This window comes from Pseudomonas sp. WS 5027, assembly GCF_012985695.1.
GTDB lineage: Bacteria > Pseudomonadota > Gammaproteobacteria > Pseudomonadales > Pseudomonadaceae > Aquipseudomonas > Aquipseudomonas hygromyciniae.
On sequence record NZ_JAAQWU010000004.1, the window covers coordinates 311,500 to 322,170 of the forward strand.

Below are 10,671 nucleotides of genomic sequence, written 5' to 3' on the forward strand. Positions count from 1 at the left end.
GTCTACCTCCCGCCGCCCGCTGTAGGCCGCGCTGTCTTGATGATGTGGATGATGAAACCGAAGGTGAGCAGCATCCAGGCAACGGAGCCGGCGAATGCTGCGATCATGGTTTGGTCGGTACCGGTGGAGAGCAGCTCCGGCACCTGCCAGAAAAACCAGAAGGTGGACCCCGCCACGTACAACACGATGGCCGTCATGAGCAGGGTGATTTTCGTTGCGTACATGGGGTGTCCTTGCCACGCTGGGCGGCAGAAGGTGGGTTAGGGTTTGGCGTTCTTGTTCCAGCCCCCTGGCGATGGGTTTCGTGGTAGGTGTCGATATCGCGGTCCCGTCCGTGGCTTATGCGGCAGATCTTGCAGATGCGGGAGTATCCAAAGTCGCCGTACTTCACTGCCTCGAACCTGGTCCAGCGATGGCCGAACGGCTTGCAGATCAGCGTCCGGGCCGACATCACGATTGCGTTCCAGAGCTTCGGGTGCTTGGAGTGCAGGTCGTTGTGGATGTGGTTCAGCCGCATCCCCATACGCCAACGTAGTGGCCGGGTCTTGTCGCCCTTGCGAAGCGGTTCAGTGATGAACTTTCCGATTTGTTTGAGCACAGGAATACCTCGCCCGCCGCTCACCGGCAGGCATGTAGGGGGATTGGGGTTAGGCTTGTTTGGTGCGGAGGAAGCGCCGGCACTGACATTGCGCATCGTTGCAGTGCAGCTCACCAACCCATTCAGGGAATTGGTCGCCATCGAAGCGCTCAATGCGGGAGTGGTTGAGCCCGCTTCGCTTCACATCTTTCACAAAGCGCTGCAGGTCTTTGGTGTTGTCATCGCGATCCGGGCTATCCCATCGACTCATTACCAGGAGGCCGCAATCTGTCTTTCCGTGGTCCATCCAGCCGAGACTCTTCGGGGAATCGCTCATGGCGTCACCCGCTTGAACTCGACCACCCAGACCCACGGGTTGGCGTCCCAGTCGCCGCCGACGGATGTCCAGAGCAGCTCAAACGATTTTCGAGGATCAGCGCTGTAGGTCTCGATCCCCTCAATGTGCCACCAGTCACCCAGCTCGGCATGATCGGTGTAGAGCCGCACGCCCTCGGCCTTGGCCTGCTCCTCGGTGATGTCCTGCAACCGCTCGACGCGGACGTCGGTGATCTCCAGCAGGATGCGGCTGGCCCAGCGCGGCATGTGGATGCTTGGCTTCCAGGTTGGCTGCTCCTGCTCGTACGGCGCCAGGCCGTCGGCGCCGTAGACCAGCGTCCCGTCTTCGAGCGCTTCACGGATGTCCAGGTCATCCGGTTTGAGGTAGGGGCCGCGCATCACTTCGAAGTGATCGCAGTACCAGGTCTCGCGCACCCACAGCCGGTCGCCGGGCTGACCGTATGGGCAGAAGTAGGAGGCTCCGAAGTGCTGCGGTAGTTCGCGGTATAGCTTCCGGCATTCACTGGCGCTCAGCGTGCCCTCCAGATCGTCCGGGTTGAATCCAGCGCGAACAGCCCGGCGCGTGACCGTCTTCCGGCCTTCCAGGATGGCGCGCACCATCGGCGCCGAGAACAGGATAGGGCGTTCTTTGATCTGGCTCACGGCGTCACCTCCCTGCGTGCCCACTGAACATACGGGCCGTCATCCGTATCGAAGATACCGAGCAGGAACCAACCCTCGACTGGCGGCGTCGCAGGCTCCCACCCGAGGCAATGAGCCTCTCCGTCTTCCCAGTAGGGATGGGTATCCAGATCGGAATCCATGTGCCAGCCGATCACCTTCAGGCCTTGGGCGCTGAGCCACGCTTTCCAGGCTTCGGCGCCCTCATCGAATTCCGGTACATCTGGGTGGTACCAATACCCGTCTTCTTCACGCACGACTTCGACGGGGCCAATCAACTTTTCTTCAGGCATGACTTCGTCCTTGCCGCTATAGCGGCTGACTGTGATGGTGAGGATTATTTGAAAACGACCCTGGACGAAACCATGGATCGTTGCTAGAAATTACCTGTCGCTCAGATATTTCAGATATGTGTTGTTGAAGTACTTCGGCGACTGGCGCTCTATCAAGTCATTGGAGCGCGCTCTTCAAGTAGTGGGCAGTGAATCAGTGGACCGAAGTAGTTAGCTGAGAGTTAAACAACTCCCTTCCTCTGGGCTAGTAACTCAACGCCTTGGTCCGCTGGTCACATCCTTGCCTAGTCACCTGTAGATGAAGACGTAGGCGAACCAGGGGATGGCGATCATCAATAGTCCTCCCAGTTCAAGCCTTGGATGTATTCGTTCGGGATGGTGACGGCCGCATCTGGTATCGCGCTTTCGACTTGAGCGTTGCCGAAATACCCGATAGCCGTCTTGGCGCGCTCCAGGGACAACTGGGCATGCTTCATCTGCCAGGACTTGCGGGCCTTGTAGGAGCGCAACGCCAGCGCCTTGTCGGTGTAGGCGAAGCGCCGGCCCCACTCGGCACCCTCTTTCAGCACGCGCTTACGACGTTTCTTGACCGCCTCTGCAGTCCAGCTGTATTGCGGGCCTTTGACCAGGTCGCAGGTGTGGGTGTCGCCGATGTAGTAGCACTGCTCGGTTTCGCCAATCACCTGATAAGTGATGCAGTGGACCTCAAGACCATCCGGGCCGATGGTGTCGATGTAGCGGAAGTGATCCGGCCAGGCTTTTTGAGTTTCTTCAGGCATGACTTCGTCCTTGCCGCTATAGCGGCTGACTTTGAAGGCGGGGGACAGGGTTGTGGATTAGAAGCTGATTGATCACTACATGAATAGATGCGACTCTGTCTAAAACCTCAAAAGGTTCAAAAAATGTCTAGGATTGCTCGATCTTTATTATATCTGTTGGTTGTTGTGCTTCTTGTTGGCTCTATACTCATACTAATTTATCTTCGGTATCCTCAAGAGTCTGAATCATTGATTCTGACGTTTTGGAGTCAGATGAAATGGAACTTGTTGACATTAGTGATAGATGTGGTCGTTGTTGTTGTTGGGGTTTCCTATGTTTTGGAGGTCAGAGATGACAAAAAATGGGAGCCGGCGCGGAAGCTGGTTTCTGAAAATGGTGCATTAGCCGCCGCCTGGATGGCGCATGCGGGGCATTATTGCTTCAAAACAGATGGGGTCGCGCTTGAACATCAACATCCGGACATGAGAGTGATATTTCTTCGGAAATTTATTAATCATATAAATAGATTTGAGGAGTCAATACATCTTTGTAATGCTGGGCTAGGAAAGGATTTGATGCCTATTGCAACCGAAGCTGTATGGAAAATGAAGCAAGTCGTTCCTATTTTTAATTACCTGTTTTTTGCGATGAGTAAGCAGTCAGCTCGGCAGGCGGTTCTATATGAAATCCCTGAAAAAATAATGTTAGAGGTGTTTGAGCTGGGTCAGAGAATGCAGCGTATGTATGACGCAAAAATCGACGAGTGGCTTGTTAGTGATCCCCAAATATCTATTGGCTCTATGACGGATTTTATCGACAGGCATCATCACATATATCTAATTGGGAGTCTTAAAGACGGAGTGAAATATGATCTATTACACGTTTTCGATGCCAATATGCTCAGAACGTTTCCAGGCGGTAGAGGTATAGATCGGGTTAATTTATTTACCGATGCTTGATTGAGTTTTTGTCTTTAGATAGAAATCGCATCTACTTGCCTACCAGATCATGGGCATTCACAACCGTCATGCCGAGGTGCTGGGCAATCAGTACTTCGAGCTGGGCACCCTTCGATTCTTTCCAGCCGGGCAGTGTGGCCACGGTGTCGCACTCCATCAGGGCGGCAATGTCGCGGCGCATGCAGTCGTTCCAGGTGCCGCCGTCTGGGTTGATCTCGGCGGGGTTGGTGACGGTGTGGCCGCCGGCGCGCAGGTTGGTGGTCATGGCGTGGAAGGCTGCGAAGTTGAGGCCGGGCAGGCCGGTCATGGGACCGCTGAGGTATATAACCAACGCTTTGTCGGTTTGCATAAAAACTAGTCCTTGGTGTTAGGATTGGATGGCTGTACTAATCCGTCTATTTGGAGTAGGGAATGGAAGGTTTTTTTAGATACCAATCAAGAACACACAATGAGAATTTTTTAAATTACGGTAATTTAAGAGTTGGGACTCTGAAAGACTTTAGGAGTCATGAACATAAACGCGGTGTTTCTGATAGCTTGGAGGGGATAAAGCGAGTTACTCACAGGCTTAGCCCTATTTACGACGTTGATAACCCGAACCCGCTAGATGAGAGGGCTCTTTCCGCTTTCAATATGATTTCACCTGGTACAATTACTGATTTTAAGATAATTGGCGGTCCGCAGCTTGTTCATAACATTGTATTGCAAGATCACTTCGTATTTTGCATGTCGTCCGTCAAGTCATTTTCATTATTTGATGAACTTGAAGGCTCGGAAACCTGTGTCGAGATTGAAAGGCCTCAATTCTTCTTTCGTAGGCTGACATACTCTTTGAATAATATAGTTCCTGTTGAGTTTTTGGGGTATGTGGAAGTTGTCTATGGGAGCAAGGAGGAGTTATATAATGGGGAGAATTTCGGTTTTTCACCAATCAATAGAAAATCATCCGAATATGCGGGACAGCTTGAGGTCAGAGCCATATGGAAGCCGGTCGTAAAGCAGGAAATATCGCCCGTCATAATCAACGATAAGAAGCTGACAAGATACTTGGCTAGCTGTTTGGATATTAACAACAGGTGAATTTTTCCGGGTGCCTCTCTAATATTAAGCGGCCGCAATTAGTGCTTCTATGATTCTCTGCCCGGCCAGCGGCGGTACCGCATTCCCAGTCAAGTGCATGGTCAGCCGGTGGTTGTCCGGGCGCTGGGTGTCCTTCGGGAAGGACTGCGCGGTCATGGCTTCGTCGGCGGTGATCATGCGCATCCGGTCACCGTCGACCACGGCCCAGCGATCCAACGTGGTAATGGTGCCGATCGGGCGGCCCAGGCTGCGACCTGTGAGGCCGGACCCTGAGCCGTAATAGGGCATCACGAACCGTTCGCCGAATCGCTCTCGGCCATTCTTCACGCGGGCCAGCGTCGATTCGGCACGGCCTGGCTTGATGATCGGTGACCACTTACCAGCGTCGAAGTTGATGATCTCGCTGGCGGGAACATGCTGATGCAGCTGGAGCTGCAGGTGGAGCGGCGCCTTGCTGCGGGAGCAGACCATGAACAGGCGAACCCGATGCTGAGGCACACCGAGGTCGGCGCAGTCCACGATATGCGGGGCCAGCGAATAGCCTAGGCGCTGCATTGCATCGGCCCAGGCCGGGTATAGGATCCAGTCCATAAACTCCGGCACGTTCTCGATGACAGCAAAGTCCGGGCGGTTAACCTCGACGTTCGCCACGGGAGCCCAGGCGGTCGAGCGCGAGTTGTCGTGCTGCGGGTTGCCAGATGCTTTGCCGCGCGCTTTGGTGTGTCCCTGGCAGCAGGGAGAAGCCAGCATCACGTCATGCTTCGGTACTTGCGACCAGTCAGCCTGGTGCAGGTCCTGGCAAACGTGCTGTGTCTCCGGGTTGTTCCTGGTGTGCCACTCCACGGCTGCCGGCCAGTGGTTGGCAGCCCAAAGGGCGTTGAGACCAGCGTCTTTACCGCCGCGCGTCCAACCGCCAAATCCAGAAAATAGATCAATTGCTGTAAGCATGGGGAGTCCTTGCCGGGCCATGCCCAGGCGGTGTGGTGCTACGATGGCCCCTTCCTCTAAATGGGCTGGGCCATGACAAAGCACGATATTTACGATGAGATCGAAGGCTTTCAGGTTTGGAACTACATGGAGTGCGACAAGGACGAGGAAGGCCGGGAGACCTGGCGAATCAACGTCGAGGTAAAGCGCGGTAGTGAAGTGGTGGTGCCGGTTGTTGCGGGTGACCGAATCTATGTTGACCGTGGCCTGGCGCAGGTGGCTGGGCGTGAGGTCGGGGCCCGGTTGATTGCTGGTGCAGGTGTATAGGTTTTCTACAGGTGTAGTGAGTTCCGGCCAGGCCATCCCCCGGCCGTTGAGGGGAGGGGGATCAGGCGATTGCGGATAGCGCGAGGACATCCTCGCCACCACGCGCGATGCCGGCGTGCAGTTCCACCTTGCTGCCAGCAAGCATCCCGGCAATCTGGGCGTTTAGGTCCAGCTCTACCGCCTTGCCTTTCCTGGACTTCCCGATTTCCTGGGTAGCGAGATATTCGCTGATCAATGCCTTGTCCTGCGCCTGAATCGTGACGAGGTCTTGGCCGGTGCCGGGGCTCCCCAGCGGATCATCGTCGACTTGAGGCACAAGGGCTTTCAGCTTGGACTGGACCTCCCAAACCCACGCCAGCGCGAAGTGATCGCCGGCAGTTTCTGCCGAATACCGGCTACGATGGACTCCCGCCCTGACGGCCGAGCAGTACTCCTTGCGCGCCTGAGTAAGCTTGGTGTGCAGTGCCTCATACGCGTACAGGGCGATGTTCTGGGCGGGAGAGACACCGATGAATGTCGCGCATTCAATGATTTGGCCTTTAGCGGAAAACCACGTCCGGCGGCGCAGGGTTGTGCAGCTGAATGCGTCTGCTACAGCGATGCTCAGCTGCTGATCCCAAGCTGGTCGACGCTTGGCGCGGAACAGGGCTGACTCAACTTCACCGACGTCGCTCAACTTCACATCCATCTCGGTCAGCCGGTACTCGCGCATCAATGCCTGGGCCTGCCGGAGCGCCGTTGCGGCTTCGTTCTCATTGGCGCTCTGGGCAAGTGCTAAGCAGTGCTTGATCTTGCGGATCGCGCGCTCGAGCTTCTTTTCGTCGATCTGTTGTGCGGACATAGGAGATCCTCGCCGGGAGTAAATGCGTGCGGCATAATTGGGTTAGGTATAAGACTGGAGAGTACTTTGAAAAGGGATTGGGTTATTTGGGGTGGATGTTTTCTTTTATTCGTTACTGGTTCGATCTTCGGTGCGCCGTTTGCTGCTGGGTCGAGCAATCTTGCGGGCAGTATCGAAAAAATTATGAGTTTTTTTGCATCAATTGCAACGATAGTAGCAGCGGGTATGGCGTTTTTGGCACTTAATCAATGGAAGAAAACCTTCAGGCATACTGCTAGGTTTGAGGCTATCAAGTTGTTTCGAAGTGCTGTTCCCGAATTAAGCGTCGCGCTGGATTACTATGAGAGCGCTATAGTCCAAACTAGAATGCCGATCTTTGGGTGGGAAATAGATCAGGAAAATGATGCGCGATTTAAGAGGTCGTTGTGGCTAGTGGCCTGTCTCGACATGTCTAGAAAATATGAAGACATGCTTTTGTTTATGTCGCCAAAGGAAATTGAAGACGCTAAATATACGCCTGCTGGATTAGAAGCGCTGCTAAGCAGGCTAGTTTTAGTTGGGGGGGTTAAAAAAGCATTATTTCGTGGTAAGAATAAGAAAAATGAGGATCCAATGGAGGTCGACAGAATACGACAATATCTTGATGGACTACACAAGGAGGCTAAAGTGCTATTAAGGACCACAGCGTAGTTTTTATAAGTTTTCGGATCCACATGGAGCCGGATAAAGGAGGCGTGATGAGCAAAGATCGCGAAGTTGCACTAGAACAAGCCCTGATTGCTGTCATTGCAGCTGCAGAGCATAGCGGCGTGGATGTGCAAGCATTGCTGAATAGTGCGAATGGGCTAATTGTTGGGCATAGCCCCTTCCGCAGAGTTGAGCACCCCTATGTAACGATGGCATGCCAGGAAATCAGCGAAGCCCATGCCACCGTTCTAACGCTCAAAAGCTAGTTAAGCGGCGGCACGCTTGAGCTGCTCGGTGAGCTGAGTCGGAAGGTTGCGCAGCGTCAATGTGCCGCCTTCCTCGTCAAACTCGATCTTGTCGCCCAGCAGGTGCGCTTCGAAGCTGATCGACATACCCTCAGCCCGACCGGTGAACCGCCGGAATTTGTTGAGGGTCTTCTTATCCGGCGGCAGGGTCTCGGAAAGTCCGTAGTCCTTCGCCTTGATGAAGTCGTAAAAGCTCTTCGGCCTGTCCTCGTCGATCAACTCCGACAGCTCGCCAAGGGTGATCGGCTCGCCCAGCTTGGCCTGGGCCATGGAGTAGCTGACCAGCGTGTGTGTCTTCTCGCGTGCCGACTCTTCTGGCAGATCCTCGCTATCAACAAAGTCGCTGAACGCTTTGAGCAAGGTCCGGGTTTCGCTTGGGCCGTCGATCCCTTCCTGGCAACCGATGAAGTCGCGGAAGTAGTCGTTGAGCTTCCGGCCCTGTTTGCCCTTGATGTACGAGATGTACTGTTTCGACTGGGGGTTGTTCTTCCACTCGCTGAGATTGATGCGTGCAGCCAGGCGGATGTGATCCAAGTCCAGGCGCTTCACCGTCAGAAGGCTGAGTTTCTCGGTCATGGTCACCGCTTCGGTTTCCTGTACCAGGGCGATGACCAAGTATTCGGTCAGACCTTGCTGGTAGTGGCAGAAGAGGGCGTGCCCGCCGGTGGTCAGGTTCGACTCTTCCATCAGCCTGACCAGGTGCTCGACAGCGATGGTGCTGAACTTGAGGAAGTCACCGACTCCAGCCAGGTACTTGCCGAGCCAGCCGCTGAGTGGGAAGGCACCTGATTCGGCATGGAAGAAGCCCCAGCCCTTGCCGGCGGTGCCGTTGTAGCTTTCGTTGAACTGGTGCATCAGATCGTCGCGGGCCTGGCTCTCTACTTGCTCGGCGCCGCCAAGGAACAGAACGGCCGGGGTGCCGTCGGGTTTCTTGTCGATCTTGTGGATTGCGCTGTGAAGTACGGGCATTGCGTTTACCTCAGGTAGGCGCCGCCCTCCGTATCCGGTGGTGGCAATTTGGTTTGGTTTGGGGTATTACGGGATACCGGCGCCGCGCCCGGGCTAGGGGCTTAGCTAAATGGATGAATTGGTCAAGGAAGTCATACCGCTACTGCAGTACTTGATTCCGGGTTTTTTGACTGCGTGGATTTTCTACTCTCTCACGGCATTCAAGCGACCTGATACATTCGGTCAAATCGTTCAGGCGTTGATTTTTACTCTTATAATTCAGGCTGTTGTCTCAACGCTGGGCTCTTTGTTTATTTTGATAGGAACGAAGGGCTTATCAATCGGCGTATGGGACTTTAAAGCTAAAACGGCTTGGTCTACGATCGTCGCAATTGCTCTTGGTCTGGTGTCGTGTTATCTCGCCAACAGTGACAAGCTTCACACACGACTGCGAGACAGGGGCATTACGAGACAAACTTCATTTCCGTCGGAGTGGTACAGCGCGTTTTCAACTCGCCCTCGTTTCGTCGTACTAACCCTACTAGATGGCCGACGGCTTTATGGCTGGCCAGCCGAGTGGCCATCAGAGCCGACTAAAGGGCAATTTGTTATCGAGGATCCTTGCTGGATTAACGAAAACCAGGAGGAAGTGGAAACCGGAGCGGAAGTCATAGTTATTGATGCCTCGAAAATACAATGGGTTGAATTCTCTCAAAAGACATGGTGAACATATGACCAGCAAAGCCCCTCAGCAAAACCCTGCTCACAGAGTTCTTGTAGTAAATGATACAAATGGGAGAGCACCAGTTATCAAAAATGTTCGGCCCCCGGCCCCCAAAGCGCCGCCTCCGCCCCCACCTCCTTTGCAGAAGTGAGATCGCTCTGGCGGCGTAGCGTTTCGTATTCGGAAGTAGCGAGCACGGTGGATTATGCTTCTTTGACGTCGAGCCGTGATGCTTGGCGCTGGCCGCGAACGTAGAGTTCTGCCGCCACGTTTTCACTAACTTCGATTTCGTGGCGCGAACGAAGCGCTTCCGATGCGCCGTCTCTGCCAAGGGAGTGTACGTAGCGAAGGCATCCGGTAATCACCGATGCCTGCTCGCTGTCTTTAGTCCAGGCCATGAGCTCGGCAAGCATCTGCTTTTCGCCAGCTCGCACCCGGTGCCGCAGCTCTTCCTCGCCAAGCTCCTTGCGTTTCGCCGCGCTCTTTGCAGATCGTGCTTTCTGATCCATGGCCATGGTCTACCTCTTCTATTCCGCTGGCCGGCAGTGCGAGCCAGGTTTGACGTTTGCGTTGCTGGGGTCGGGCTATGGATCGTTTCAAGGCTTGACCTTTCCGTTCCTTAGGTGAAACGGGAGCGCCGGGAATTCGATCTTGTAGTCCTTCAGCAGACGGTGGAATTTCTCGTAACACATGCCGGTCTGCTTCATGACCTTGGAGCGGCTCAGGCCTACGTCGCGCAGGGCAATGATCCGCTCAACCATTGGGCCGTCGGCAGCCTTGTGCCCCTGGTTGGTGGTATAGCCGCGCTTGAACTTGAAGCCCATGCGGGACGCCAACAGCTTTAAATCGCGTTCACTGAGGTGGAACGTCTTCATGGCCTCGGTGACAGTCAGCGTTGGCGCTGCTGCCGCAATCTTGGATTCCAGCGAAGGGTTAGGCTCGGCCCGCGAACCATCCTTAGCCTTTCCGTTGAACATCGTGCCGAAGTCAGCGTCGCGGACCTGCATTGGAAGTGTTTCGAGGGTGTCACGGCCTTCGTATTCGGCCGTGGCGCGGGCGATCCAGTCGCGGTCTAGATCCTTTTGGCGGATGGTGCTGAGTGAATCGCCCCGGGTTTCGTAGACACCTCTTTGCCTTAAACTGAGGCTAATTAGGAGGTGCCATGAGCAACCCGCGTTACCCCGAAGAATTCAAAATCCAAGCGGTCAATCAAGTGACCGAAAAGAG

Annotated in this window: 17 protein-coding genes; 6 read left to right on the top strand and 11 right to left on the bottom strand. The window is 54.7% G+C overall.

The annotated features are described in order from the left end of the window. Window positions 1–2: 2 nt before the first annotated feature. The 5 genes from HBO09_RS07960 to HBO09_RS07980 form a co-directional block, all read right to left on the bottom strand. Window positions 3–224 (bottom strand): hypothetical protein, encoded by a 222-nt coding sequence (locus tag HBO09_RS07960; RefSeq protein WP_169999355.1) that lies wholly within the window; start codon window positions 222–224, stop codon window positions 3–5. A gap of 423 nt (window positions 225–647) precedes the next feature. Continuing rightward, window positions 648–914, bottom strand: coding sequence for a hypothetical protein (locus tag HBO09_RS07965; RefSeq protein WP_169999356.1), 267 nt, complete (start codon window positions 912–914; stop codon window positions 648–650). Further along, window positions 911–1,576, bottom strand: coding sequence for a hypothetical protein (locus HBO09_RS07970; RefSeq protein ID WP_169999357.1), 666 nt, complete (start codon window positions 1,574–1,576; stop codon window positions 911–913). Before HBO09_RS07970 ends, HBO09_RS07965 begins: the two co-directional genes overlap by 4 nt. Beyond that, on the bottom strand, window positions 1,573–1,887 hold the full coding sequence (locus tag HBO09_RS07975; RefSeq protein WP_169999358.1) for a hypothetical protein: 315 nt from the start codon (window positions 1,885–1,887) through the stop codon (window positions 1,573–1,575). Before HBO09_RS07975 ends, HBO09_RS07970 begins: the two co-directional genes overlap by 4 nt. 332 nt (window positions 1,888–2,219) lie before the next feature. Further along, window positions 2,220–2,666 carry a hypothetical protein gene (locus HBO09_RS07980; RefSeq protein WP_169999359.1) on the bottom strand — a complete coding sequence of 149 codons (447 nt, stop codon included), beginning with the start codon at window positions 2,664–2,666 and terminating at the stop codon, window positions 2,220–2,222. A gap of 252 nt (window positions 2,667–2,918) precedes the next feature. On the opposite strand from HBO09_RS07980, the gene HBO09_RS07985 reads away from it, so the two are divergent. Next, on the top strand, window positions 2,919–3,605 hold the full coding sequence (locus HBO09_RS07985) for a hypothetical protein (RefSeq protein WP_169999360.1): 687 nt from the start codon (window positions 2,919–2,921) through the stop codon (window positions 3,603–3,605). 31 nt (window positions 3,606–3,636) lie between these two features. Here HBO09_RS07985 and HBO09_RS07990 read toward each other — a convergent pair whose 3' ends face one another. After that, window positions 3,637–3,954, bottom strand: a complete 318-nt coding sequence (locus HBO09_RS07990; protein ID WP_169999361.1) for a DUF4406 domain-containing protein — start codon at window positions 3,952–3,954, stop codon at window positions 3,637–3,639. 62 nt (window positions 3,955–4,016) lie between these two features. On the opposite strand from HBO09_RS07990, the gene HBO09_RS07995 reads away from it, so the two are divergent. Beyond that, window positions 4,017–4,685, top strand: coding sequence for a hypothetical protein (locus HBO09_RS07995; protein ID WP_169999362.1), 669 nt, complete (start codon window positions 4,017–4,019; stop codon window positions 4,683–4,685). A 24-nt stretch (window positions 4,686–4,709) separates the two neighbouring features. Here HBO09_RS07995 and HBO09_RS08000 read toward each other — a convergent pair whose 3' ends face one another. Further along, window positions 4,710–5,633: a DNA cytosine methyltransferase gene (locus tag HBO09_RS08000; RefSeq protein WP_169999363.1), complete on the bottom strand. Its 924-nt coding sequence runs from the start codon at window positions 5,631–5,633 to the stop codon at window positions 4,710–4,712. Window positions 5,634–5,705: 72 nt separating this feature from the next. Here HBO09_RS08000 and HBO09_RS08005 point away from each other — a divergent pair, with 72 nt between their 5' ends. Next, window positions 5,706–5,939, top strand: coding sequence for a hypothetical protein (locus HBO09_RS08005; protein WP_169999364.1), 234 nt, complete (start codon window positions 5,706–5,708; stop codon window positions 5,937–5,939). Between the two features lie 61 nt (window positions 5,940–6,000). On the opposite strand, the gene HBO09_RS08010 is transcribed toward HBO09_RS08005, so the two are convergent. Next, window positions 6,001–6,780 (bottom strand): DUF2786 domain-containing protein, encoded by a 780-nt coding sequence (locus HBO09_RS08010; protein ID WP_169999365.1) that lies wholly within the window; start codon window positions 6,778–6,780, stop codon window positions 6,001–6,003. Between the two features lie 66 nt (window positions 6,781–6,846). Between HBO09_RS08010 and HBO09_RS08015 the strand changes: the two genes are divergently transcribed. Together HBO09_RS08015 and HBO09_RS08020 are read left to right on the top strand one after the other, a co-directional pair. Next, entirely contained in the window at window positions 6,847–7,470 is a 624-nt protein-coding gene (locus HBO09_RS08015; RefSeq protein WP_169999366.1) for a hypothetical protein, read from the top strand. A gap of 47 nt (window positions 7,471–7,517) precedes the next feature. Continuing rightward, window positions 7,518–7,733, top strand: a complete 216-nt coding sequence (locus HBO09_RS08020; RefSeq protein ID WP_169999367.1) for a hypothetical protein — start codon at window positions 7,518–7,520, stop codon at window positions 7,731–7,733. On the opposite strand, the gene yejK is transcribed toward HBO09_RS08020, so the two are convergent. Next, on the bottom strand, window positions 7,734–8,741 hold the full coding sequence (gene yejK, locus HBO09_RS08025) for a nucleoid-associated protein YejK (RefSeq protein WP_169999368.1): 1,008 nt from the start codon (window positions 8,739–8,741) through the stop codon (window positions 7,734–7,736). Between the two features lie 109 nt (window positions 8,742–8,850). Between yejK and HBO09_RS08030 the strand changes: the two genes are divergently transcribed. After that, on the top strand, window positions 8,851–9,447 hold the full coding sequence (locus tag HBO09_RS08030; RefSeq protein WP_169999369.1) for a DUF6338 family protein: 597 nt from the start codon (window positions 8,851–8,853) through the stop codon (window positions 9,445–9,447). A 200-nt stretch (window positions 9,448–9,647) separates the two neighbouring features. Here the strand turns inward: HBO09_RS08030 and HBO09_RS08035 are convergent, their stop codons facing one another. Both HBO09_RS08035 and HBO09_RS08040 read right to left on the bottom strand, forming a co-directional pair. Next, window positions 9,648–9,959, bottom strand: coding sequence for a hypothetical protein (locus HBO09_RS08035; RefSeq protein WP_169999370.1), 312 nt, complete (start codon window positions 9,957–9,959; stop codon window positions 9,648–9,650). An 81-nt stretch (window positions 9,960–10,040) separates the two neighbouring features. Beyond that, a complete protein-coding gene (locus HBO09_RS08040) occupies window positions 10,041–10,451 on the bottom strand; it encodes a hypothetical protein (RefSeq protein WP_169999371.1) in 411 nt (136 codons plus the stop codon). Between the last annotated feature and the right edge of the window lie 220 nt (window positions 10,452–10,671).

Coding starts and splice junctions, on each gene's coding strand:
- HBO09_RS07960 (WP_169999355.1), bottom strand. CDS start 224: ATGTACGCAACGAAAATCACCCTGCTCATGACGGCCATCGTGTTGTAC.
- HBO09_RS07965 (WP_169999356.1), bottom strand. CDS start 914: ATGAGCGATTCCCCGAAGAGTCTCGGCTGGATGGACCACGGAAAGACA.
- HBO09_RS07975 (WP_169999358.1), bottom strand. CDS start 1,887: ATGCCTGAAGAAAAGTTGATTGGCCCCGTCGAAGTCGTGCGTGAAGAA.
- HBO09_RS07980 (WP_169999359.1), bottom strand. CDS start 2,666: ATGCCTGAAGAAACTCAAAAAGCCTGGCCGGATCACTTCCGCTACATC.
- HBO09_RS07985 (WP_169999360.1), top strand. CDS start 2,919: ATGAAATGGAACTTGTTGACATTAGTGATAGATGTGGTCGTTGTTGTT.
- HBO09_RS07990 (WP_169999361.1), bottom strand. CDS start 3,954: ATGCAAACCGACAAAGCGTTGGTTATATACCTCAGCGGTCCCATGACC.
- HBO09_RS07995 (WP_169999362.1), top strand. CDS start 4,017: ATGGAAGGTTTTTTTAGATACCAATCAAGAACACACAATGAGAATTTT.
- HBO09_RS08000 (WP_169999363.1), bottom strand. CDS start 5,633: ATGCTTACAGCAATTGATCTATTTTCTGGATTTGGCGGTTGGACGCGC.
- HBO09_RS08005 (WP_169999364.1), top strand. CDS start 5,706: ATGACAAAGCACGATATTTACGATGAGATCGAAGGCTTTCAGGTTTGG.
- HBO09_RS08010 (WP_169999365.1), bottom strand. CDS start 6,780: ATGTCCGCACAACAGATCGACGAAAAGAAGCTCGAGCGCGCGATCCGC.
- HBO09_RS08020 (WP_169999367.1), top strand. CDS start 7,518: ATGAGCAAAGATCGCGAAGTTGCACTAGAACAAGCCCTGATTGCTGTC.
- yejK (WP_169999368.1), bottom strand. CDS start 8,741: ATGCCCGTACTTCACAGCGCAATCCACAAGATCGACAAGAAACCCGAC.
- HBO09_RS08030 (WP_169999369.1), top strand. CDS start 8,851: ATGGATGAATTGGTCAAGGAAGTCATACCGCTACTGCAGTACTTGATT.
- HBO09_RS08035 (WP_169999370.1), bottom strand. CDS start 9,959: ATGGCCATGGATCAGAAAGCACGATCTGCAAAGAGCGCGGCGAAACGC.
- HBO09_RS08040 (WP_169999371.1), bottom strand. CDS start 10,451: ATGCAGGTCCGCGACGCTGACTTCGGCACGATGTTCAACGGAAAGGCT.